Below are 24,516 nucleotides of genomic sequence, written 5' to 3'. Positions count from 1 at the left end.
TCGCAAATCTTTTTTGACTTTTTTTCTAACCTTAGTCAATCCCAATCTGCTGTACTCTACTTCAATGAACTCCCTTATTGCGGCTGCAAAACTAGAACCTTTTTCCGGTTTCACAAACTTTATATAACCTTTTTTTAAATCTTTTTCTTAATGCTCTCATTACAAAGACTTAACAATAATACTTTTTTTAGCTTTATTTGGTGTCTTTGGCGTCATTATGCGGTTTTACCGGGTTTTTTGCCTTTTTTATTACGCAAAAGCAAGACCTGACAGGTTGCAAAAACCTGTCAGGTCATCACAAATTAGTAAAAGCATACCTATATATAGTATAATTCCGGTAATCTTTAGATCCTAAAAACTTGTTGATCCTGTATAAAAACAGAAAACCCCGGTAAAACCGGGGTGTCCTTTATATATACTGTGATTAATTTTGTACCTCTTCTTTTGCTTTGGCTTCCTTTTCACTTCGGATTTGTTTGGACTTTTCCGCTTTTAATCGCCAGGTTGCCGCCAATTCTGCTAAATCAATTGGAGTGGCAGGATCCTGTTTTTGGAGTTTTCCACTTTTAAAGGACTTGATCAAAATACTTTCAATATAGAAATCTTCTAAATCACCGAAAGGTTTGTATTCCTTTTTAAGGTTTATATCAAACAACCGGGCGGTATTATTCGACCAAAATGCCTTCCATCCGCTTTTCAAATCCTTAATCAACTCAAAAGTTGTTACACCGGTTTGACGATGGATCAGTTTTACCAGAATCTGACCGTCTTTTCGGGAAAATTTCTTTAGTCGGTCTTCAAATTCATTTTGTAAATAATTCTCAACGATTTTAAAGTATTTCTTTTTTTCGCGATCCGAAGAAAGCTTAGCCATATTAGCATTTAAAATGGTTAGATTTTCTGCAGCCACTTTTGCATACGGATATACCTTTAATACTCTTCGCTCGAGTATCCGTAATTTTTTCATTTCTTCAGCATAGGCCGCGTTCTTCCCAACAATCACTTCATCCATCTGAATTATATAACTCACCGAAGTATCTTTTACCGTATTGGGAATTTCCGATTTAAGGGAATCCTGAGGGTTAACCTGTGCGTAAAAAAAAGCGGGGAAAAATAGAAATCCTGATAGAATAAATAAGTGCTTCATATAATACTAATTAATGTGTAAAATTAGACAATATTCTGAGCAACTATAATACCAAATTTATAAATTAGCAAAAAAATATTTATGGCAACAAAATCTATATTAACAAAATCATCACTGACTTTTCTGGAAAAATACCTAAACAACGCCTCTCCTACGGGTTATGAGGAAAGTGGACAGAAAATATGGATGGAATATCTTACCCCTTACGTTGACACTTTTATTACCGATACCTACGGAACAGCTGTGGGTGTGATTAATCCCGACGCACCTTATAAAGTAGTGATCGAAGGACATGCCGATGAAATTTCCTGGTATGTAAACTATATAACCGATAACGGTTTGATTTATGTGATCCGTAACGGAGGAAGTGATCATATGATCGCACCTTCCAAACGGGTTCATATTCATACCAAAAAAGGAATTGTAAAAGGCGTTTTCGGTTGGCCGGCTATTCATACTCGTAACCGCGGTAAAGAGGAAGCAGCTCGTATCGACAATATTTTTATCGACTGCGGATGCGAAACCAAAGAAGAAGTTGAAAAACTGGGCGTACACGTAGGTTGTGTGATCACCTATCCGGACGATTTTATGATTCTAAATGAAAATAAATTCGTTTGCCGCGCCATCGATAACCGTATGGGTGGTTTTATGATTGCCGAAGTCGCTCGTTTGTTACACGAAAATAAAAAGAAACTGCCTTTTGGATTATACATCACCAATTCGGTACAGGAGGAAGTCGGTTTACGCGGTGCTGAAATGATCACCAAAACAATCAAACCGAATGTTGCCATCGTTACCGATGTTTGTCACGATTCGTCCACACCGATGATCGACGTAAAAATTGAAGGTGATACCAAAATCGGAAAAGGTCCGGTAATTACCTATGCGCCTGCCGTACAAAACAAATTACGAGAATTGATTATCGATGCAGCCGAAACCAACAAGATTCCTTTCCAACGACTGGCGTCTTCCAGAGTAACCGGTACCGATACGGATGCTTTTGCCTACAGTAATGGCGGTGTGGCTTCGGCACTGATTTCACTTCCGCTACGTTATATGCACACCACGGTAGAGATGGTTCACCGTGAAGATGTGGAAAACGTGATTCGTCTGATTTATGAAAGTATCCTAAAAATTGAAAACAATGAGACTTTCTCGTATTTCAAATAATTAAAATGTTCCGCTTCGGAATATTTAAAACGGCCTTATCAATAGTATTGCTTTTTATTTCGGTTTGCCAAGCGGCTGAAGAAAAAGACAGTATCAGGAACGCTTACGGTTCTAAAAACGCTATTGATAAGGTCTTTTTTTACGAAAAACTGGATCTGAACACCAAAAGATCTTATCAGGATTTCTTTTATACTTCCTTTCCCCGATTGTCTCAGGATCGGCTTATTCAAAATTCCAAAAAAAATGACATCCGCTATCGGTTTGCTCTTGCCGAAGTCTATAATATAAAGGGTGACGAGATTAATGCGATTAATGTACTTAAAAGTATCCGGAACGATAAAGAGTACAAATTGTCCGATACCGAATATATGAATCTGTTGGTGGCGTTGCAAAAATCCTACCTGAATTTAAATCTGTATTCGAATGTATTTCAGATCAATTCCGAAATTGGAACCCTCCGAAAAAAAGGTGTTTATTTTCCGCTTTGGAGCTATAACATCAAAAGTCAGTTGTATGCCAGGCTTTATTTATACGAAAAGGCAATCCGTCAGTTAAAATCTGAAATACGGGATTTAGAGCGTTACGCACAAAACGATCATTTGATCATTCCTTCGGCCTATAACGACCTGGGGTTTTATTATTCGCTCAATGACAATATTGACAGTTCTTTTTATTACTATAAACGCAGTCTTCAATTATCCGAACGACATTTAAAAAAGTCACAACCCGACGCCTATAATCGGCTTACCGGAACCGTTAAAGGAAATATGGCGGTTTTATATTGCAAAAGGAACGATTATAAAACGGCGATTCCATTATTACAGGAAGATATTTCGGTTAATTCCGGAAACAAAGACGATGATCTGGGCAGTGCAACCAGTCGGATATTACTTTCCGAATGCTATTCCCGATTACAACAATACGACCGGGCGAAAACGGTTTTACAGGATGTGGAACGATTTCTTCCTCATATTACCCAACCATCCACTTTGGTTTATTTTTACAAAACCAAAGCTGAATTACTCAAAGCCCTTCAACAAACCGACCAGGCCTATGCCTACTATAAAAAAGCGTTCCAATTAAACGATTCGATCAACAAACAAAACCAATCCCGATTATTGGGTGGGAATGAAATTTTATACCATCTGGAACAACAGGACGATTTAATCGCACAACAACAAACAGCCATTCAGCACAAACAAAAATACATTTTACAGATTATCCTTTCCGCCTTATTGATCATCACTTTATTTGCTTTTATTTATATGATCAACTCACGTAAAAAGCAGTTAAAAATTCAGAAGATGAATGAAGAGATTTCGGCTAAAAATAAAGTGATCAAAGAATCTCTTTCCGAAAAGGAAACCTTACTGCGTGAAATCCATCATCGGGTCAATAATAACCTTCAAATGATATCCGGTATTCTGGCACTTCAGCAAATGTATAATACCGACGATTCGATACGGCTTATACTACAAGAAGGTCAGGCGCGTATCCAGTCGATTGCACTTATCCACAAAGCGTTGTATCATTCGGATAATTTTGCCCGTGTTTCTTTCGAATCCTATCTGAACGAATTGATTTCCGCGATACAAAAAACCTATCAGGATGAAACCAAAACCATACACTGTGAAGTCGACGCCGGACAAATTGAACTCAATATCAATACTGCCATACCGCTTAGTCTTATAATTAACGAAATTATCACCAATAGTTTTAAGCACGCTTTTAAGAATCGTTCCGAAGGTCGTATCGATATCCGGCTTTCCAAATTAAATGATCACTACAAACTAAGCATTATCGATGATGGTATCGGACTTCCGGATCATTTTGATCCGACGAATTTACATTCCATTGGTTTTGATCTGATCATGGGTCTGACCAAACAACTCGACGGTGAAGTAACCTGGCATAACCAAAACGGAACCCAAATCAATATCACGTTTAATGAAATAACTCCCCAATCATGAGCGCACCATTACAAATCCTTATTGTTGAAGACGAATATATCACGCAAAAAACAATTACCGTTTTCCTAAAGGAAATGGGCTATCATGTGGTGGGTTGTGCCATGCAAGCCGATGAAGCACTGCGCTACTTAAACCAGCATAAAGTAGACTTTGTAATTTTGGATATCACCATTAAAGGAGAAAAAGACGGAATCTGGCTGGCCGAAAAACTACACCAACACTATGCGATTCCTTATATTTTCCTGACCGCCTACGTGGATGAAGTGACGGTGAAAAATGCTATCGCCACCAATCCGTACGGTTATCTGGTAAAGCCATTTCAAAAAGCGGCTTTATTTTCTGCAATTGAAATTGCGCTGATCAACTTTAACAAATGCCAACAAGTCAAAAAAGAGACTCCAGCTTCGATTGTTGTAAAGCATCAGGATATTTTTGAAAAAGTAACCCTCGATCATCTTTATTATATCGAGAGTCAGAAAAACTACCTGATTCTTACCACATCTCATAAACAATACCGAATCCGGGCCACTGTTACGGATTTTCTGGAAAAACTTCCCGATAACTTTATTAAAACCCATAAAGGGTTTATCGTTAATACCGACAAGATACAAAGCTTTTCGTCAAATGTGGTTACTATTAACGGTCAAAACATCCCCGTTTCAAAGACCTATAAAGACATTGTTTTCAATAGCTTACATCATTCGTCCTTAAAACAGTAGGCTTCGAAACTTTTATCCCGGAAGTATTGGATTATATCCCAGTTTTTTTAAACGGTGATTCGTTTTAATAATTTTTGTGTTAATAAATTATTAAATAATAATTACTTTATGAAAAATCTACTACTCCTGATCCTTCTGTGCCCAATAGTGCTTTTTGCGCAAGTCGGAATCAACACCACTACGCCACATGCCAGTTCAATCCTCGATGTAACGGCAACCGATAAAGGTTTACTTGTTCCTCGTATCGCCATTCCGAATCTAAACGCGGCCGCTCCGGTTTCCAGTCCGGCCAATAGTCTGCTCGTTTACAATACCAATGCAACAACCGGTGTTGGTTTTTATTACTGGAATGGCAGTAAATGGGTTCCAATATCCGGAGCGCATAACGATTGGGTTATTGTTGGAAATGACATGTATAATGCCAACTCCGGAAATGTGGGTGTTGGTGTAACCGCACCTACGGCTAAATTTCATGTTGAAAATAGTTCGGGCGCTAGTATCGCTCCTTTTTCGGGCGGATTCGAAAGTGGTACCATTTCTCCTTTTAGTACTTCCGGTAGCGGTGGATCGTGGACAGTTACCACAACAGCCGGTCAGTTTAATGTCGGTTTGTCTGGAATTAAATCCGGTTCGGGTGTTCATAGCAGTTCGTCTAATCTGGATCTGAGTGTTTCTGTTCCTGCCGGCGGTTCTTCTTTTTCCTTTAATTATCGTGTGGATAGCGAATCGGGTTATGATTATCTGCGTTTTTATATCGATGGTGTTCAGCAAAATCAATGGTCCGGAACGGTGGCCTGGGCAACGTATTCCGGAACATTAACCGCTGGGAGTCATACCTTATCCTGGCGTTATGAAAAAGACAGCTCTACCAATTCGGGTTTGGATGCCGCTTTTATCGATCAGGTTGTGATTGCCAATACGCAAACGCTTTCACCGGCGATTCGCATTGTTGATGGTAGTCAGGGAAATGGAAAAGTGCTCACTTCGGATGCGAATGGTTATGCGAGCTGGAAGAGTACTAACCTACCGGATATTGCGTCTTTTCAGGGAATGATCATTCCTGTTTGTGATTCCTATTCCAATGGAAGTTCGGGTTCGTTTACCATTCCGATCCGGGGCGTAACCACCACGGTTACCTGGACTATATTGGGCAAACAAATCCGAAGTGCCTCTGCAACGTTGTCGGGCAATACTGTTGCATTGGCTCCTATAACGGCCGAACGTTTGCAGGTTCGTTACGACTTTTCACCGCAATTGCCTTTTAATCCGCTGGGGATTATTTTTAACGCTTATAATTCGAGTGGTTTTCCGGATACTTTTGTGATCAATTATGCTAATAAATCGCAAAACTCGATAACGGTCAATATTGCACGAGCCGATCTTTTTGCCAGTCAGACGTCGAATTGCTGGACCGGGCAATTTTATTTCGATGTGATGGTCATGAATTAAAAAAGAAAAGGGAGTCTTCCGACTCCCTTTTCCTGTTTTTTACGTTTCAATTATTTTCTGGCACCAGCCGTTTTTAATGTTTCAATAACGTCACTGTTTTTGAACATTTCAGCAATTTTTAAAGCGGTATTTCCATTTTGATCAACTGCTGCTAAATCAGCTCCTTTTTCAACCAATAATTTTACAATTTCAAGGTTGTTGTAACGTACGGCATACATTAACGGTGTAAGATTGTTTGTTCTTTCGTTAACGTCTGCTCCATACTCGATGAATTTTTTGATTGTCGCAACGTCACCTTTGCTGATTGCTGTACAAAGTGGTGTGGCACCATAGGTGTTTACAGTATACACTTTTGTTTCTGTAACTGTAGCAGCTGTAGCAACATTTGTAAAAGCTACTAAAGCCATTCCTAAAATAAAGATCGTTTTTTTCATGATGATTGATTTTTTAAATTATTTTTGATTGTTACAGTTTAGACGCGACACTTTTCATTTCGTTACAGGAAAAATCTTATTATAACATTTTTTTAACATATCCGGCTGTTTTTCGCGATACGGCATAAAAAAACCGGGACATTTGTCCCGGTTTCCGAACCATTACGGTTGCTATTATTTTACTTCTTCGTAATCAACATCCTGCGTCTGGTCACCCTGATTCGCATCACCACCTTGCGGTTGTGCCTGAGAAGCCTGACCATCTGCCTGTGCTTTATACAATTCTTCCGATGCATTTTTCCATGCTTCGTTGATTTTGTCTAATGCCGGCTGGATTGTATCTACGTCTTTTGTTTCGTACGCTTTTTTCAATTCATCCAAAGCACCTTCGATAGCCGATTTGTTTCCGTCTGATAATTTATCACCAAACTCTTTTAATTGTTTTTCGGTCTGGAAGATCATTCCATCAGCCTCATTCAATTTATCTACTTTCTCTTTAGCTGCTTTGTCCGCTTCAGCATTTGCTTCTGCTTCTTTACGCATTCTGTCGATTTCTTCCGGAGTTAATCCTGAAGAAGCCTCGATACGGATATCGTGTGATTTACCGGTTCCTTTATCAGTAGCCGATACTTTAATAATACCGTTGGCATCGATATCGAATGTTACTTCAATTTGCGGTACACCTCTTGGTGCTGGCGGAATTCCGTCTAAGTGGAAACGACCGATTGTTTTATTATCGTTTGCCATTGGTCTTTCCCCTTGTAACACGTGGATTTCCACAGATGGCTGGTTATCCGCCGCTGTTGAGAAAACCTGTGATTTTTTAGTCGGAATAGTTGTATTGGCATCGATTAATTTTGTCATTACACTTCCCATAGTTTCAATACCTAAGGATAATGGTGTAACGTCTAATAATAATACGTCTTTTACGTCTCCGGTTAATACACCACCCTGAATTGCAGCTCCAACAGCTACTACTTCATCCGGATTTACTCCTTTTGATGGTTTTTTACCAAAGAATTTCTCTACTTCTTCCTGAATTCTAGGAATACGGGTAGAACCTCCAACTAAGATTACTTCGTCGATCTCCGATTTTGAGATTCCGGCGTCTTTTAAGGCTTTTTCACATGGGATCATGGAACGACGAACCAATTCGTCTGCCAATTGTTCAAATTTCGCTCGGGTTAATGTTTTTACCAAGTGTTTCGGTCCGGAAGCCGTAGCCGTAACATAAGGTAAGTTGATTTCTGTTTGTGCAGAAGCCGATAATTCGATTTTTGCTTTTTCAGCCGCTTCTTTCAAACGTTGTAAAGCCATTGGATCTTTACGTAAATCAACACCTTCTTCGCTGTTGAATTCGTTTGCCAACCAATCGATGATCACCTGATCGAAATCGTCACCTCCTAAGTGCGTGTCACCATTTGTTGATAATACTTCAAATACACCGTCTCCTAATTCCAGGATTGAGATATCGAAAGTACCACCACCTAAGTCATATACTGCAATTTTCTGGTCTTTTCCGGCTTTATCCAATCCGTAAGCCAAAGCTGCAGCCGTTGGTTCGTTAATGATACGACGTACTTTTAAACCTGCGATTTCTCCGGCTTCTTTAGTCGCCTGACGTTGCGCATCGTTAAAGTAGGCCGGTACCGTAATAACCGCCTCCGTTACTGTTGTTCCTAAATAATCTTCGGCTGTTTTCTTCATTTTCTGAAGTGTCATTGCCGACAATTCCTGCGGCGTATAAAGTCTTCCGTCGATATCAACACGTGGTGTGTCGTTATCGCCTTTTACCACTTTGTACGCAACATTTCCAGCTTCTTTCTGGCTTTCTGAGTATTTGTTACCCATAAAACGTTTGATCGAAGCGATCGTTTTCGTTGGATTTGTCACTGCTTGTCTTTTGGCAGGATCTCCTACTTTGATTTCACCACCTTCTACAAAAGCAATTACAGATGGTGTCGTTCTTTTTCCTTCTGCATTAGGAATTACTACCGGCTCATTACCTTCCATTACAGAAACGCAAGAGTTAGTCGTCCCTAAGTCAATTCCAATAATTTTACTCATAATTAAATCTCCTTATTATATATTTTTTTTCGTTTCGTTTTTTCAACTTGATTGGTATAAGTCAATGATTGTGCCATTCGCCAAAAGTGTTAAAAATTGTCATAAATACCGTATTTTCTGTCTTTTAAATACTGACAAGATGACATTTTTGCCGTCAGCTATTTCCCAACTGGTTTCGAAAATAATATCACAAGTCCCACTCCCTTTGTGAGTTTATCGTATTTATTTCGACTGACAGTGGCGGCATTTTTAAGAATACGAAGTAATTAACGGTAAAACCATACCCAGAAATCACCCGTAGCGCTAAAAGTGTGTTATATCCGTTTTATTTATTGAATTATCGGATTATCTTTGCTTTAGCAAATAAACATTTAGATTACTATATATGGAGTGTATTTCTGTATTTGATATGCTTAAAATCGGTGTCGGTCCTTCGAGCTCGCACACCTTAGGCCCTTGGCGTGCAGCCGAACAGTTTCTTGTTGAAATCAGAAATCGTAACTTTATTGATCATGTAAATCGTATTACGGTCGACCTATACGGTTCACTGTCACTAACCGGAAAAGGTCATGCCACCGATCTGGCTGTCATGCTTGGACTTAGTGGTGCCGATCCGGAATATATCCCGGTAGAAAGTATCGATGTGATCATTTCTGCCATTAATAATAAAAAAGAACTTTTTTTAGGAAACGAAATCATTATACCGTTCGATCCGGAAAAAGATATCGTCTTTAATCGGAACTTCCTACCATTTCATGCCAACGGACTTACCTTTACCGTTTATACCGATACACAGGAATATACTTCGACCTTCTACTCGATTGGTGGTGGTTTTGTGGTAAAAGAAACGCAGGAAGAAAATACGGCTAAGGAAACCACCAAACGCAATTTCCCGTTTCCGATCGAAAAAGCCGAAGAACTTTTGGCTTATTGTCAGTCCGAACAAAAGAAAATCTCGGAAATCGTTTATGAAAATGAAAAATCCATGCGTTCGGAAACCGAAATTCACAGCGAATTGCTACGGATTTGGAATACGATGCTGGAATGTATGTATATCGGATGTCATACCGAAGGTACTTTACCGGGCGGTTTAAACGTTCGTCGTCGCGCCTACGACATGCATAAAAATCTGATTGGCGTAGTGCCCTATGACAATCCGCAATCCTGGCTGGAAATTATCCGTATGACAGAAGTAAAATTCCGTCAGATCCTGAAATGGGTAAGCTGTTTTGCTCTGGCTGTAAACGAAGTAAATGCCTCTTTGGGACGTGTTGTGACCGCTCCGACCAACGGAAGTGCCGGTGTGATCCCTGCCGTTTTAATGTATTATATGGTGATCGAAAATCACGAAGCCAACGAAGAACAGATCAAACAATTCCTGATGGTAGCCGGAGAAATTGGCAGTATCTTTAAAAAAGGAGCGACAATTTCAGCAGCAATGGGTGGTTGTCAGGCGGAAATTGGCGTTTCCTCTGCGATGGCTGCCGGAGCGTTGTGCGAACTGATGGGCGGAACTCCGGAACAGGTATTAATGGCTGCCGAAATCGCGATGGAACACCATCTGGGCTTAACCTGCGATCCTATTGGCGGACTGGTACAAATTCCATGTATCGAACGTAACACTATGGGCGCCATTAAAGCGATCAATGCGGCCGAACTGGCTTTGGAAACCGACCCTAAAAATGCAAAAGTGCCATTGGACAAAGTGGTCGATACGATGTGGCAAACGGCAAAAGATATGAATAATAAATATAAGGAGACATCCGAAGGTGGATTGGCCGTCGCTGTAAATATGGCCGACTGTTAATTGCCTCTAATAACGATACAAAAAAGCGGAATCAATATTGATTCCGCTTTTTTGTAATAGGTCATTATTTTCTTCTCGTATCAACAATATAAATAATTTTCCAGGTTCCGTTTTCGTTAAACAATTGGAACGAATTGACTCCGGAGTGGCTTAATTTTCCGTTGATATAAAACTCATAGGGTGTCCAGGCATGTGCCATCGTCCCGTCGATCTGAATTTTATAGCTCAGAATTTTTTCCTGAAAAGTCATTTTCGCCGGAAACGTAGCGATTGTTTTAAAAAAAGCGGCCGATGTTTCTTCTGTCAGTCGGTTCCCTTTTGGGCTTTCCTGTATCGACTGTAAAATCATTTTATCATGACAAACCGACTTTATTTTCAGGGTGTCTTTTGCGTGAAATCCATCGAAAAAAGTCCGGATGGTCGTTTCAACATCCTTTTCCTGTCCATACATTCCAAATGACAGACAGATCATGACTAGCAGTAATTTATATTTCATAATTATACGCTTTGGTTACATCATCAGTAGGATTAATCCCGGTTATGTTACAGTATTGATAGAAATTGTAGTACTTTTACGTTTCCAAAATTTGAAACTTATGTCAGTTGCTAAAAAAGACTACAAAAGAATTACAACAAAATCGTTGATTGAAATGAAAAGCAACGGAGAGAAAATCTCTATGTTAACGGCCTATGATTATACCATGGCAAAAATCGTTGACAGTGCCGGAATCGACGCTATCCTTGTTGGTGACTCCGCTTCCAATGTTATGGCGGGACACGAAACTACATTGCCCATCACTTTGGACCAAATGATCTATCACGCTTCTTCGGTTGTTCGCGCAGTTGACCGTGCACTGGTTATCGTTGACTTACCTTTCGGAACCTATCAATCGGATCCAAAAGAAGCTTTACGTTCGTCCATCCGAATTATGAAAGAAAGCGGCGCTCATGCTGTAAAACTGGAAGGTGGAAGTGAAATCAAAGACAGTATCAAACGAATCCTGAATGCCGGAATTCCGGTAATGGGACATTTGGGGTTAACACCTCAATCCATTTATAAATTCGGAACCTATACCGTTCGTGCCAAAGAAGAAGCCGAAGCGGAAAAACTGCTCGAAGATGCCAAAATGCTTGAAAAAATCGGATGTTTTGCCGTAGTTCTGGAGAAAATTCCATCGGCATTAGCTAAAAAAGTAGCCGAAAGTATCTCGATACCGGTAATCGGAATCGGTGCCGGAGGTGGTGTTGACGGACAAGTATTAGTGTTGCATGACATGATTGGAATGACACACGAATTCAGTCCGCGTTTCTTAAGACGCTATATGAACCTTTATGACGATATGAGCAAAGCAATCGGAAGTTATGTAAGTGATGTAAAATCACAGGACTTCCCGAATGCCAATGAACAATATTAATACGATCGTATTCTGTGACCGAAAAAACCGTTTCGAACAAAGATAATTTACAGGTTATTTACGAGGACAATCACCTTATTGTGATCAATAAGCGTGTAGGCGATATTGTACAGGGTGATAAAACCGGCGACAAACCGCTCAGCGATGTGGTTAAAGAATATCTAAAGGAAAAATACAACAAACCGGGCGAGGTTTTCCTGGGTGTTATTCACCGTCTGGATCGCCCTACAACCGGTATCGTTGTGTTTGCCCGAACCTCGAAAGCACTTACCCGTATGAACGAGTTGTTTAAAAACCGGGAAACTCAAAAAACCTATTGGGCGGTGGTAAAAAACCGCCCTGTACCGGATACTGCCACACTGGTTCACTTTTTAAAGCGAAATCCTAAAAACAATACTTCCAAGGCCTATCCAAAAGAAGTTCCGGATAGCAAAATGGCCAGTCTTACGTATTCGGTGATCAAAGTACTTCAAAATTATACCGCTCTGGAAATCGATTTGCATACCGGAAGACATCATCAGATCCGCTCGCAATTATCGGCTATTGGAAGTCCGATCAAAGGCGATCTGAAATATGGCTCCGATCGTAGCAATCCTGATGGCGGTATTCATCTTCACGCCCGAAAACTGGTACTCACCCATCCGGTCAGTAAAGAAGTATTGGTACTAACTGCGCCAACACCTGATGACAGTATTTGGAAAAGCATTTGATTTTTTTATTATTTTTAACACTTAATTGTTAATCTTTCTTTTTATGCGAAAAATACTTGTCGCTTCCTGTTGTCTGTTTATTTCGTCTTTATATGCTCAGGAGCATTTCAGCGGTATCAATACCACCCGTAGAACCGGAATACTGAATGCTTCGGTAAATCCGGCGGAATTAAGTAATCTGAGTAACCGGTTTGAAGTCAATATTTTTAATACCAGCGCAAACGTTTCCAATAATAAAATCAGCTTTAAGGATATTGTAAACGGAGGTAACCTGGAAGATAAAATTTTTGAAGGAGACAAAGCGGTCAATATGCGTCTGGATGCCGAAATTCTAGGTCCTTCTTTCGCTATGAAACATGATAAATGGGCTTTTGCGGTTACTTCTTCTGCAAAAATTAAGGCCAATTTAATCGATGTTGACGTCAATTTAGCCAATGCCGTACGCAACTCGTTTATCGGTTCGTCTATGATTGCACTCGACCACAACCAACGTGTCAATGCTTTAACATGGGGTGAAATCGGTTTTTCGGCTTCCCGTATCGTTTTTGAAGATCATCAGCATAAATTTAGCGGCGGAGCTACTTTAAAATTGCTTTTCCCGGGTTCTTATGCCAATATTGCCGCGGATAAATTTAGCGGTACCGTTACCAATGTAGTAGGCGATGTAGAATTGACCAATGCGCATGCCGCCTTGAATGTTTCCTATTCCGGTGCGTTGGCCGATGGTTTTACCGACAGTAGCAATTTTAATCAGTTTTTTGGTAACGGAATCCACGGTTATGCGGTTGATTTGGGCGTGAATTACCAGTGGAAAGAACAAGATGACAGTGGCTATAAAATTAATGCCGGACTGGCCGTTCGAAACATCGGAAGTATGACTTTTAAAGCCGATAATAATGTTTCCCGAAATTATAGCCTGTCGGTTGAAGGTTTACAAAGTTTTGACCTGAACCAGTTTGAAGGTGTTGACAATGTAAAAGAAATCGAACAAATCCTTATAAACAGTGGTTATGTTACCATTGACAATACCACCAAAGATTTTAAGGTAAAAATGCCAACACTTATTTCGGCTTATGCCGATGTACATGTACATAATAAGTGGTATGTAACCGCCTATATGCAACAAAAAGTAGTTGACGATACTAAAAATGACCTGGCTACGGCTCAGAATGTCGTTACAATTACACCTCGTTTTTCGGCTCAGGACTACGAGATTTATTCTCCTTGGTCCAGCAACGAAATTTCCGGAATAACCGGAGGTATCGGGTTCCGTTTAGGCGGATTTTATCTGGGCTCGGGATCTATAGTAACCGCCTTATTGAGTAATACCAAACAAGCCGATGCCTATTTAGGTTTCCGAATAGGTTTTTAAACTCCAAAATCATAATTAAAAGAACAAAAAATGCAGCAAAACATTAAAAAAAGACTCGAAGAAATTAATAGAAATGGATTGCATCTGGAAACCGGTGCGCTAATCGACCAGAGTTTTGAAAACTATAAAAAAATTGCGCTGATGGCCGGCTTGGCTTTTCTGATCATGGTTATTATCATTTTTGTTTTCCTGATTGGCGGTGTTTCCGTTTTTTACGGACTGGAGCGCTACGTACAGGATTTTTCTCATTTGGAACAAAATGGTATCTCTCGCAATTTTATTATTGTCTCGGCTTTAGTCAATACGGTGATAGCGGCTATTACGGCGCCGTTTTCGGCTGGAATCATCAAAATGTCATCCGATGCGGATAACAATCGTGAATTTAGTGTTGGTACGGCTTTCGAATATTATAAATCAACTAAGTTTATTCCCGTTTTTACAGCCAGCCTTATCATTGCACTGACATCCGCTTTGATCGGAGCATTATTACAATTGCTAAACATGAACTTCGTAGGGACATTTGTAAGTATGATCATTAGTTTTCTGACCTGCCTTACCCTACCGCTTATTATTCTAGGAAATCTATCCGTTAAAGATGCTATTATACACAGTATTGCATTGGTCAACAAAGCGCCTCTAACCGTTTTATTAGCGTTAATTGTCGCTTTTATAGGAGCTTTAACCGGTTTGATTGCCTTTTGTTTGGGTGTATTCTTTACCATTCCGTATATTTATTGTATGTATTACACCATTTACAAAAACATTTTTGGTTCCGATGAAAGTGAAATTGAAGACATCGGCCGATATGATTCTTTCTAACCCTTTAAAACCCTAGCCTATGAAATGGAAAGGCGAACGTAAAAGTGAAAACGTTGAAGACCGTCGCGGTATGTCTTCCGGTGGTAAAATAGCTGCCGGTGGAGGTCTTATCGGTATTATTATTTTACTGATCAATATGTTTGGAGGTGAAAATGTCCAGCAACTGACACCTGTTTTGGAACAGTTGCAACAAGGACAATCGACAGAACAGGTACAACAACGGGAATTAACCCCGGAAGAAAAAGAACTGGGTGATTTTGCCGCTACTATTCTTGGATTTACCGAAACAACCTGGGCTAAAGTATTTCAGGAAAACGGAATGACTTATGAAAATCCTGGAATGGTATTGTTTACCGACAATGTATCCACCGCTTGTGGTAATGCTACCGCTGCTTCCGGGCCTTTTTATTGTCCTGCCGATCGCAAAGTATATATGGATCTGGCCTTTTTTGAAGAATTACGAACCCGTTTTGGCGCCAAAGGTGGTGACTTTGCGATTGCTTATGTAATTGCACATGAAGTAGGTCATCATGTCCAAACCTTATTGGGAACGTCCGGAAAAGTTCGAAAATTACAACAAGGACTTAGTCAGACAGCGGCTAATAAACTTTCTGTTTCATTGGAATTACAGGCTGATTTTTATGCCGGCTTATGGGCGCATTACAATCAGAAATATCTAGAAGAAGGCGATATTGAAGAAGCCCTTAGCGCTGCGCAAGCAGTTGGTGATGACGCCATCCAGAAAAAAATGCAGGGACATGTTACCCCGGATTCTTTTACGCATGGTACATCAGCACAACGTATCGAATGGTTCAAACGCGGTTATCAAACCGGTGATATCCGAAAAGGTGATACTTTTGCCGAATTAAACTAATAATTCATTAGGGATTATATAAAAACAAACCCCGGAAGCCTATGGTTTTCGGGGTTTTACTTTATGCGTAACCGAAAATGGTTTATTTTAATTTAAAAGATGGATTAAAGTGTAGCGCCAACCAGGTCCAGGTTTGTAAATTTTTCGGATCACTGACATTTTTCAGCGTATTCATACTGTCGGATGCTAACATAAAAGAATGTCCGATAAAAAGTCCGAATTGCTTGTTCAATTTGTGCTGAAATACCAGATCCAGTTCGGTTCCCAGATATTTAGACAAATCCTTTCCGTTACTATCTATACCTTGTTTGCCATTTGTCATAAAAGCATGAATATTCCCGGCCAGACTGGATTTCGGGCTGAATTTCATCTTTGTCTGGATATAATAATCGTTAAGTCCGAATGTATTAAAATGGTTCCCCACATAAAAATAATCCATAAAACCATTGAATTTATGATTGGTTCCATACATCGGACTAAAAGATCGGTTTTCGGTGGCAGCCGTATCATAATTATTTCCGGATAACCACTCCGTTCCGACTACTACATTAAATTGTTTACTCACAATAAAATCGGCGTTAAGCGAAAACTGATACGCTTTTTTACTTTGTCCTGCTGTATTGTTACCGGTCTGGTAATATCCGGATCCAAAAATCCCGAAGCCCTCAAAATATTTTCCGACGTTCACTCCTGCTGTCAGCATATCATAATGTGTTCCATCTGCATTTTGCAATACATTGTTCATCGCAATAACGGAAAATCGTGATTTATTCGAACCTTTATACTGGTAGTGCAGCAATTGCAAGGATTTTGTTTTTTCACCGCTGTCTGCAATGCCATATACTTCGTTAGTTGGTGTATCGTTTGTATCATCACCATCGTTATTATACGACACCACTGCTTCTAATTTTGAGTTTTTTCCCAAAGAAAAAATCCCTTTTAAAGCATCGAAGCTTCTTCCCTGCATAGCCCAATCCAGTGCTCCTAAAAGTCTTTCGTCATCATACGAAAGTATCTGACGTCCAATTTTTAATCCGACTTTCGGGTTAAACTGGTATTTCGCCCAGGCTTCATTAACCGTAAAATTTTGATTTTTAATTTGAGTTGAAGCGGTTTCTCCCCATATTCTCACATCCTGAGCCGAAAAATACATTTCCAGATGCTGATAATAATAATCCAGTCCGATTCTGGCTCTTGAAAATATCGTCGCTTCTGCATTTTTTCCTTTTGGAATTAAGGTTTTCTGACCGTTATCCAATTCCATACGTGTCCTGAAATCAATATTCATTTTAAGACTGTCGACCTGTGCATTGGCAAAATAATAGCCACAGCAAAGGCAAAACACCATTACTTTTTTTAACATATCCTGATTTTTTAATTAATAATTAGTTTATCGGGTAGCTTTATGCCGAAAAAAATTGTTCTTAAATAAAAGGGGGAGTTTTTATTTTTTTAGCTTGGGCGTTCGCACCCTTTTCGGGTATAGAATTTCCAATTGACAAAAGTGGCCCATATACAGATTACAAACACCAATCCGAAAAACAAACGGGTATCTCCGGTAATGGCTCTGGACTGCGTAATTAACACATTAAATACAAAAGGTCCAAAAGCAGCAATTGCCGAGGTCCATCCGATTACACCGGCAGCTCTTCTCGGAGAATCCGAAAAGATAATCGGGAATTGTTTAAATGTTGCGGCATTACCAACTCCTGTGAAAAAGAAAATCAACAATATGATCGTCACAAATACCGGAAATTGTTCAATAGACGTCGGTGTTAGATAGCCTCCTAAAATCAATATAGCAAATAGAATTATCAAAGCAACACCTGTTATATGTGTCAGAATAGCACCACCGGTTTTATCGGCAACTTTACCAAAAATCACGCGAACCAAAGAACCGATTAGCGGACCGTAAAAAGCGTATCGCAAAGGATCCAAATCGGCTTCCAACGGTACATAAAGGCTTTTTATCATCATCGGAAAAGCGGCTGCCAAACCAGCAAATGTTCCAAACGTCATAAAATAAGTCAAAGTACAATACCAGGTATGTTTGTCTCCGAATATATCCAACTGTTCTTTAAACGAAGCCGTTACCGGGATATTTTTTAACGAAAACCAAGCCCAGATTCCAACCAGAAACAAAGGTACCACATAGATAAAAGCTACGTTTTCCAGAAACATCACCTGACCGGTTGCGGCAATGATTTCACCACCGCCTACAAAGGAAAAAATCCCCAGACTCAGTACTAAAGGCGATAGCAACTGAACCAGACAAACCCCAAAATTTCCGATTCCGGCTTGTATTCCCAATGCCGTACCCAATTCTTTTTTAGGAAAAAATAAAGAGGTGGATGGCATATATGACGAAAAATCGCCTCCTCCAATTCCCATTAAAAAGGCTATCAGCATAAAATAGCGATACGACGTTTCCGGGTTCATCACCGCAAAACCGAGCATTAACAACGGAATGATCTTAATTAATGTCGTTATCGTAATGACTTTTCTTGTTCCAAAAAGCGGAATCAGGAATGTATTCAATATTCGCAGTAAACCGCCAGCCAGACCCGGCATTGCTGCCAGCCAAAAAAGCTGGTCATCCGAAAAATCAAATCCGATTTTTGGTAATTTAATCACTACTACGCTAAACAAAAACCAGGTGATAAAAGAAATGGTTAGCGCAATTGTTGTAATAGTAAGTGTTTTCCAAGCTATTTTCTTGCCTGTTTTTTCCCAAAATTGTTCATCATTGGGATCATAATTCGTCAGCCATTGTGAATTCATATAAAATAGTTTAATGTTAACAATTCTATTCGTATAGCCGTGTCAGTAGGTTAATGTTCTAACTCCTATACCCGATTATTCGATACGGTGTTTAAGATGAGGTGCTTCTTTATGTGTCATTTTTTTAATGGTGTGGATCATCCAGTAAAGAGAAACGGCCGAAATGGCAAAGACAAAAATCCAGGAACTCGTCCATAAATCTGAAAAATCCAGTAGATATCCGAATAGAATGGGCCCGATAAATCCGCCTAATCCACCAATAAGACCAACCATTCCACCCACTATTCCCACTTCATTAGGAAAGTACTCCGGAATATGTTTATAGACCGCAGCCTTTCCTATTCCCCAGACAATCCCTATAGCAATTACCAACAGGGAAAAGACCCAGATATGGGCTTCAAATTTGATCAATGTAACTCCTTCAGCCAGAAGTTCTTTTTTATGGACTTGCTGATTTTGTTTGACCACTATTTCCTGCCACGAAAAAAACTCGGGTAGTATCTTTGTTTGTTCCGGGATTTCCGGCTTTTCTTTTACCGCGATTGTTTCATTATCCAATACGATTTTATTTCCGGTAACTTCCGTGACAACAGCCGATTTCTTAGTGACAATACCTTTCCCCGGTGTTAGGATATCCATTTTGGGAAGCATTAGTAATCCGCTTATAATCAGTGAGGAGTACAATACCCCGTACATTACTTTTCGGGCGCCGAATTTATCCGACAGGTAACCTCCCAAAGCTCGGATCACACCACTCGGTAAACTAAATGCTGAGGTCAGTAAACCGCCTAATACCAACGATGTTTTGTACACATTTACATAGTAAGGCAATAACCATTGTGAAAAAGCTACAAACAAACCGAAAACCAGAAAATAGTATAGTCCGAAACGCCATACCCGTGTTTTTTTTAGCGGAGCAAGTAATTCCGCTGTTGTTTTTACCTGACCCGTTACTTTTTTATTTTTTACAAAGAAGAGGAAAATGAGTCCCATCAGAATTAACATACAGCCATAGATTACCGGCAACCATCGCCATCCGTTTTGCGGATCAGAGGCCGACAAAGCATTTAAAGTAACAGGCGCTAAAAAGGTTGTTAACGCAGCACCCGCATTTCCCATTCCGAAAATACCCAATGCTCTTCCCTGCCATTCTTTGGGATACCAGATCGAAGTAAATGCAATTCCAACAGCAAAACTGGCTCCTACCATACCAAAACAGAAGCTTAATAAAAAGTAGATCCAATAGGAAGTAACAAAATAGGTTAAAAAAAGTGGAACCGAGCAGCATAACAACAGCCAGGCAAAAACCACTTTACCGCCATATTTATCGGTAAGTATACCCAAAGGTAATCGCGTGATAGAACCGGATAAAATAGGTATTCCCAAAAGCCATCCGGTTTCAACAACCGACCAGTTAAATATCCCATTATCTACCAAATACGTGACTAAAACACCATTCATTGTCCAACAGGCAAAACAAATAGTAAAAGCCAGTGTATTTAAAAAAAGAATTTTGTGTGCAGATCGTAGATTATTTTCCATAAACTCAATTTTTATTGATTACAAATAATAAAAAAACCCCAGCGAATAGCCATAAAAAGCTACTCCCTTGGGGTTTACTTTGTAAAGATAATCAAAAATATTTTTATAACATAATATGAATTATATTTATTTTTTATAACTTTATATCACAAAACAAATATTTTTATCTACAATATGTTAAAAATAATCAACCTTAAAGCCTTTATTGTAGCTGTTATTGCTACGATTTTGACCTTACTACTGGTGCTTATCGGATCCCGTAGCCTGCAAAATTTTGATGCTGCTTTGGTCGCTTACCTGTTTGGAACATTATTCGCAATTTTCGGAATAGTGTATCGCTATATGGTATGGATTCAAAGGCCACCTACCCAACTATATTTTAAAAGTAGCATCCGGATTCTTTTTTCTAAGGAATTTGTTTATTATCTGCTATATGTTATTAAGGATTTCTTTAAAAATATAGTCTTTCAGAATTTTATTTTTAAAAGAGGAAAAAAAAGAGGTCTTGCGCATATAGCAATGGCAATAGGCTGTACAATCGCATTTGCCATTACTTTTCCGCTTACATTCGGCTGGATTCACTTTTCCTTAGATCCGGCTTCCGGATTGGATCCTCTTCTGGAACCTATCTATACGGCTCATTTTTTCGGATTTGATGTAATGCATTTTCCGGTAAAATCCGTTGTTGGATTTCTAACATTCGGAGCCTTAAACTGGTGTTCGTTACTGGTGATCATCGGTGCTTCCTATTTTCTGCAAAAACGACTAAAAGATCCCGGACTAATCGCTACTCAGACCTTTGAAGGCGATATCCTACCTTTATTATTATTGATATTAGTATCGCTAACCGGACTGGGATTAACGCTCGATTATGAATTTATGAAAGGACAGACGTATGAATTTATGGCCGTTACCCATGCTTTTTTTGTAATCGTTTTTCTGGTTTGGATGCCGTTTGGTAAATTCTTCCATATTATCCAGCGACCGGCTCAAATTGGCGCACATATCTATAAAGAAGTCGGCAAAAAAAGAGGCATGCAGATCTGTAAACATACTGGAAAAGAATATGCTCCCCAACTTCATATTTCGGATTTAAAAAAACTCACCCGTCAATTAGGATTCCGACTCGAATCGGAAAATGGACAATCGCTACTGGATTACAGCCCCGAAGGAAAAAGAGATTTATTAGCGATGGCACATTTAAAAGCCCGACAAGAATCCGGAACCTTTTTCGGATAAACCCACTCCCAATCAAAAAACCTACTAAAAAATGTATAACCGCTTTACAATCGGAAATCGAAATAGCTGATGATTTCCGGTTCTAAACCATAAAACTATATTTAGTATGGCAAAACTTCCTATCGACATCGATCGCATTATCGAACAATTTGGGCCAACACTCAATTTCCCTAAACCAGAGGGAATTTCCGGGCGCGACGAACCGGACAAAATTGTCGAAACACACTGTTGTTTTTGCGGTATGCAGTGTGGTATCAAACTACTCGCAAAAGACAATAAAATCGTAGGCTTCGAACCCTGGATGGAGTTTCCTTTCAATCAGGGGCGCTTATGTCCTAAAGGTGTACAACGTTATATGCAGGACAATCATCCCGACCGACTAAAGTCACCTTTAATAAATGTACCGGGCTTCGGTTATAAGGCTGTTGACTGGGAGGAAGCGATGGCTAAAACCGTATCGGAAATAAAACGAATACAAACACAATATGGCAATGATGCTTTTTCGGTTCTCTCGGGTGTTTCACTGACCAACGAAAAATCGTATATGGTTGGAAAGTTTGCCCGTATCGCTTTAAAAACCAAAAACCTCGATTATAACGGTCGACTGTGTATGGTATCGGCCGGAGCCGGAAATAAAAAAGCTTTCGGATTGGATCGTACCTCTAATAATTATGAAGATCTGGAAAAAGCCGAAGTGATCATTGTAACCGGAGCAAACGTATCGGAAACTTTTCCGACACTTACCTACTGGTTATGGCGCGCACGGGATAATGGTGCCAAATTAATTGTTGTCGATCCGCGGGTGATTCCATTGGCGCGAACGGCAGATATTCATCTTGATATCCGCCCCGGAACGGATTCGGCTCTTTTTGGTGCAATACTAAATTATATGATTCAGCATGACATGCTTGATCATCATTTTATAGAAAACTATACTTCCGGTTTTGAAGCGGCCAAAGAAGCCGTAAAAGAATATACTTTAGAATGGGCAGAAAGCATTACCGGTGCGAAAAAAGAAAAAATTGAAGCGGCAGCTCAACTTTGGGGGAAAGCCGCTACGTCGTTTTTACTACACGCAAGGGGAATTGAACACCATACCAAAGGTGTTGAAAATGTGCTGAGTTGTATCAATATTGTGCTGGCTTCCGGTAGAATCGGAAAACCCTATTGCGGCTATGGTACCATAACCGGACAAGGAAACGGACAAGGTGGTCGCGAGCACGGACATAAATGTGATCAATTACCGGGAAACCGGGATATCGAAAACCCGGAACATCGTAAGTATATTTCTGAAGTCTGGGGTATCGATGAAAAAGAATTACCCGGTAAAGGCTTGTCAGCCTACGAAATCATTGAGGCCATTCACCGTGGTGAGATCAAGGGCTTGCTTTCCCTGTGTTTTAACCCGCTGGTGTCTTTACCCAACAGCAATTATGTCCGTGAAGCATTGGAAAAACTGGAGTTTTATGTTGGCATCGACTTTTTTATGAGTGAAACCATGCGGCATTGTGACATTATTTTACCGGGTTCGCTTCACGAAGAGGAAGAAGGTACCGTAACCACTGCCGAGGGACGTGTAGTCCGAATCCGTAAGGTTGTCGATCCACCAAAAAATGCCCGAACCGATTCTGAAATCCTAATCGAACTGGCAGAACGATTAGGTGCCGGGGATAAATTTAATTTTGTGAATAGCGAGGCCGTTTTTAATGAGCTTCGTGTGGCTTCCAAAGGCGGAACGGCCGATTATTATGGAATCACCTACGATAAAATTGAAAAAAACATGGGGGTTTTCTGGCCTTGTCCGGATCTGGATCATCCCGGTACGCCCCGATTATGGGAAGATAAAAAATTTAAAACGCCCGATGGTAAAGCCCATTTTAATCCGGTACAGTACCATCCCAGTATGGATCCGGTAGACGAAGAATATCCTATTATCCTGACAACCGGCCGTGTGGTTTCCCAGTATCTCAGCGGAACTCAAACCCGAAGAATCGGTAAACTGGTCGAGCAATTTGCACAACCGTTACTCGAAATTCATCCAACACTGGCCGAACAGTATAATATCCATCAACATGAAGAAGTCCGGGTAATCACCAAACGCGGTGAGGCTATATTTCCGGCTACTATTGTCGAAACCATCCGGGAAGATACCGTGTTTATTCCCTATCACTGGCCGGGAAAAAAATCGGCCAATCAATTAACCAGCGGTCATTTGGATCCTATTTCAAAAATCCCCGAATTTAAAGTTAGTGCCTGTCAGCTTATCCCGACCGGTAAAAAAGCCTACGTTGCTAAAGATGCGCTCGATTATAAGAGCAATTAATACAAAACGCAAAGAAGCTATCCTTCCCCCAGATCATTTTTAAGTCTTTGCTAAAACGGATTTCAGTTATCCATTTTGGTTGAATTTAATTACGATAAATATGAATCAATATTATAAACTACAAGAAGAGTTCTTTGTGGATATGCAGCGTTGTATCGGTTGTAAATCCTGTGAAACGGCCTGTGCAGAATGTGAAACCAATGGTGAAGAGTCTATGATTCACGTCAATTATGTAGATCGGGCCATAACGATCCAAACCACTGTACAGGTTTGTATGCATTGTGAAGATCCTGTTTGTGCGAATGTCTGTCCGGCCGATGCGATTACCAAAGATGAGTTTGGTATCGTACATACGGCCAATACATCCCGTTGTATCGGATGCTCCAATTGTGTAATGGCTTGTCCGTTTGGCGTACCGAAAAAAGTGGAACACTACGATCTGATGATGAAATGCAATATGTGTTACGACAGAACCAGTGTGGGTAAAAAGCCAATGTGTGCCACCGTTTGTCCGAGTGGTGCCTTGTTTTACGGAACACGGGAGAAAATGGAAAAAATGCGTCCAAACTCCGCTCCTGTTAATCAGTTTGTTTTTGGTCAGGAAGTAGTCAAAACCAAAGTAAACATCATGATGCCAAAAGGTAGTACCGAATTAAAAATATTTTAAAAAACACAATA

At 40.0% G+C, this 24,516-nt stretch carries 20 protein-coding genes; 13 read left to right on the top strand and 7 right to left on the bottom strand.

Annotation, left to right across the window (positions count from 1 at the left end):
• Window positions 1-424 precede the first annotated feature (424 nt).
• Window positions 425-1,147, bottom strand: a complete 723-nt coding sequence (locus AAFN64_RS17560; RefSeq protein ID WP_347761482.1) for a DUF4294 domain-containing protein — start codon at window positions 1,145-1,147, stop codon at window positions 425-427.
• An 81-nt stretch (window positions 1,148-1,228) separates the two neighbouring features.
• Between AAFN64_RS17560 and AAFN64_RS17555 the strand changes: the two genes are divergently transcribed.
• From AAFN64_RS17555 to AAFN64_RS17540, 4 genes are all read left to right on the top strand, one after another.
• Window positions 1,229-2,317, top strand: a complete 1,089-nt coding sequence (locus AAFN64_RS17555; protein ID WP_300491379.1) for a M42 family metallopeptidase — start codon at window positions 1,229-1,231, stop codon at window positions 2,315-2,317.
• A gap of 5 nt (window positions 2,318-2,322) precedes the next feature.
• The gene (locus AAFN64_RS17550; protein ID WP_347761480.1) at window positions 2,323-4,287 is read left to right on the top strand and encodes a sensor histidine kinase; all 1,965 of its coding nucleotides are present in this window, start codon (window positions 2,323-2,325) and stop codon (window positions 4,285-4,287) included.
• Window positions 4,284-5,006, top strand: a complete 723-nt coding sequence (locus AAFN64_RS17545) for a response regulator (RefSeq protein WP_300491383.1) — start codon at window positions 4,284-4,286, stop codon at window positions 5,004-5,006. The genes AAFN64_RS17550 and AAFN64_RS17545 overlap by 4 nt, the downstream gene beginning before the upstream one ends.
• Window positions 5,007-5,114: 108 nt before the next feature.
• On the top strand, window positions 5,115-6,455 hold the full coding sequence (locus AAFN64_RS17540) for a hypothetical protein (protein WP_347761478.1): 1,341 nt from the start codon (window positions 5,115-5,117) through the stop codon (window positions 6,453-6,455).
• 50 nt (window positions 6,456-6,505) lie between these two features.
• Here the strand turns inward: AAFN64_RS17540 and AAFN64_RS17535 are convergent, their stop codons facing one another.
• Window positions 6,506-6,889, bottom strand: coding sequence for an ankyrin repeat domain-containing protein (locus AAFN64_RS17535; RefSeq protein ID WP_300491387.1), 384 nt, complete (start codon window positions 6,887-6,889; stop codon window positions 6,506-6,508).
• Between the two features lie 174 nt (window positions 6,890-7,063).
• The gene (dnaK, locus tag AAFN64_RS17530) at window positions 7,064-8,956 is read right to left on the bottom strand and encodes a molecular chaperone DnaK (RefSeq protein ID WP_300491389.1); all 1,893 of its coding nucleotides are present in this window, start codon (window positions 8,954-8,956) and stop codon (window positions 7,064-7,066) included.
• A gap of 385 nt (window positions 8,957-9,341) precedes the next feature.
• Here dnaK and AAFN64_RS17525 point away from each other — a divergent pair, with 385 nt between their 5' ends.
• Window positions 9,342-10,763 carry an L-serine ammonia-lyase gene (locus tag AAFN64_RS17525; protein ID WP_300491391.1) on the top strand — a complete coding sequence of 474 codons (1,422 nt, stop codon included), beginning with the start codon at window positions 9,342-9,344 and terminating at the stop codon, window positions 10,761-10,763.
• 64 nt (window positions 10,764-10,827) lie between these two features.
• On the opposite strand, the gene AAFN64_RS17520 is transcribed toward AAFN64_RS17525, so the two are convergent.
• On the bottom strand, window positions 10,828-11,259 hold the full coding sequence (locus AAFN64_RS17520) for a nuclear transport factor 2 family protein (protein ID WP_347761474.1): 432 nt from the start codon (window positions 11,257-11,259) through the stop codon (window positions 10,828-10,830).
• 100 nt (window positions 11,260-11,359) lie between these two features.
• Here AAFN64_RS17520 and panB point away from each other — a divergent pair, with 100 nt between their 5' ends.
• The 5 genes from panB to AAFN64_RS17495 are packed head-to-tail and all read left to right on the top strand — an operon-like array spanning window position 11,360 to window position 15,953.
• Window positions 11,360-12,178, top strand: coding sequence for a 3-methyl-2-oxobutanoate hydroxymethyltransferase (panB, locus tag AAFN64_RS17515; RefSeq protein WP_300491397.1), 819 nt, complete (start codon window positions 11,360-11,362; stop codon window positions 12,176-12,178).
• A gap of 14 nt (window positions 12,179-12,192) precedes the next feature.
• Window positions 12,193-12,888, top strand: a complete 696-nt coding sequence (locus AAFN64_RS17510; protein WP_347761472.1) for an RNA pseudouridine synthase — start codon at window positions 12,193-12,195, stop codon at window positions 12,886-12,888.
• A gap of 43 nt (window positions 12,889-12,931) precedes the next feature.
• Window positions 12,932-14,260 carry a hypothetical protein gene (locus tag AAFN64_RS17505; protein ID WP_347761470.1) on the top strand — a complete coding sequence of 443 codons (1,329 nt, stop codon included), beginning with the start codon at window positions 12,932-12,934 and terminating at the stop codon, window positions 14,258-14,260.
• A 30-nt stretch (window positions 14,261-14,290) separates the two neighbouring features.
• Window positions 14,291-15,079, top strand: a complete 789-nt coding sequence (locus AAFN64_RS17500; RefSeq protein ID WP_347761468.1) for a hypothetical protein — start codon at window positions 14,291-14,293, stop codon at window positions 15,077-15,079.
• A gap of 19 nt (window positions 15,080-15,098) precedes the next feature.
• On the top strand, window positions 15,099-15,953 hold the full coding sequence (locus AAFN64_RS17495; protein ID WP_347761466.1) for a neutral zinc metallopeptidase: 855 nt from the start codon (window positions 15,099-15,101) through the stop codon (window positions 15,951-15,953).
• A gap of 82 nt (window positions 15,954-16,035) precedes the next feature.
• Here AAFN64_RS17495 and AAFN64_RS17490 read toward each other — a convergent pair whose 3' ends face one another.
• The 3 genes from AAFN64_RS17490 to AAFN64_RS17480 all read right to left on the bottom strand — a co-directional run bounded on the left by AAFN64_RS17490 (window position 16,036) and on the right by AAFN64_RS17480 (window position 20,276).
• Window positions 16,036-17,316 carry an alginate export family protein gene (locus tag AAFN64_RS17490; RefSeq protein WP_347761464.1) on the bottom strand — a complete coding sequence of 427 codons (1,281 nt, stop codon included), beginning with the start codon at window positions 17,314-17,316 and terminating at the stop codon, window positions 16,036-16,038.
• Between the two features lie 89 nt (window positions 17,317-17,405).
• The gene (locus tag AAFN64_RS17485) at window positions 17,406-18,734 is read right to left on the bottom strand and encodes an MFS transporter (protein WP_300491409.1); all 1,329 of its coding nucleotides are present in this window, start codon (window positions 18,732-18,734) and stop codon (window positions 17,406-17,408) included.
• Window positions 18,735-18,809: 75 nt separating this feature from the next.
• Complete coding sequence (locus AAFN64_RS17480; protein ID WP_347761462.1) at window positions 18,810-20,276, bottom strand: MFS transporter; 1,467 nt, start codon at window positions 20,274-20,276, stop codon at window positions 18,810-18,812.
• Window positions 20,277-20,450: 174 nt separating this feature from the next.
• On the opposite strand from AAFN64_RS17480, the gene AAFN64_RS17475 reads away from it, so the two are divergent.
• From AAFN64_RS17475 to AAFN64_RS17465, 3 genes are all read left to right on the top strand, one after another.
• The gene (locus tag AAFN64_RS17475) at window positions 20,451-21,515 is read left to right on the top strand and encodes an MFS transporter (RefSeq protein ID WP_347761460.1); all 1,065 of its coding nucleotides are present in this window, start codon (window positions 20,451-20,453) and stop codon (window positions 21,513-21,515) included.
• Between the two features lie 106 nt (window positions 21,516-21,621).
• A complete protein-coding gene (locus tag AAFN64_RS17470) occupies window positions 21,622-23,838 on the top strand; it encodes a molybdopterin oxidoreductase family protein (protein ID WP_347761458.1) in 2,217 nt (738 codons plus the stop codon).
• A gap of 100 nt (window positions 23,839-23,938) precedes the next feature.
• Window positions 23,939-24,505, top strand: a complete 567-nt coding sequence (locus AAFN64_RS17465; protein WP_347761456.1) for a 4Fe-4S dicluster domain-containing protein — start codon at window positions 23,939-23,941, stop codon at window positions 24,503-24,505.
• Window positions 24,506-24,516: the final 11 nt, after the last annotated feature.

The sequence above is a fragment of the Flavobacterium sp. CAU 1735 genome (genome assembly GCF_039888695.1).
GTDB lineage: Bacteria > Bacteroidota > Bacteroidia > Flavobacteriales > Flavobacteriaceae > Flavobacterium.
Note: the sequence above shows the minus strand (reverse complement) of the source record. Positions and strands in the feature narration are given on the sequence as shown.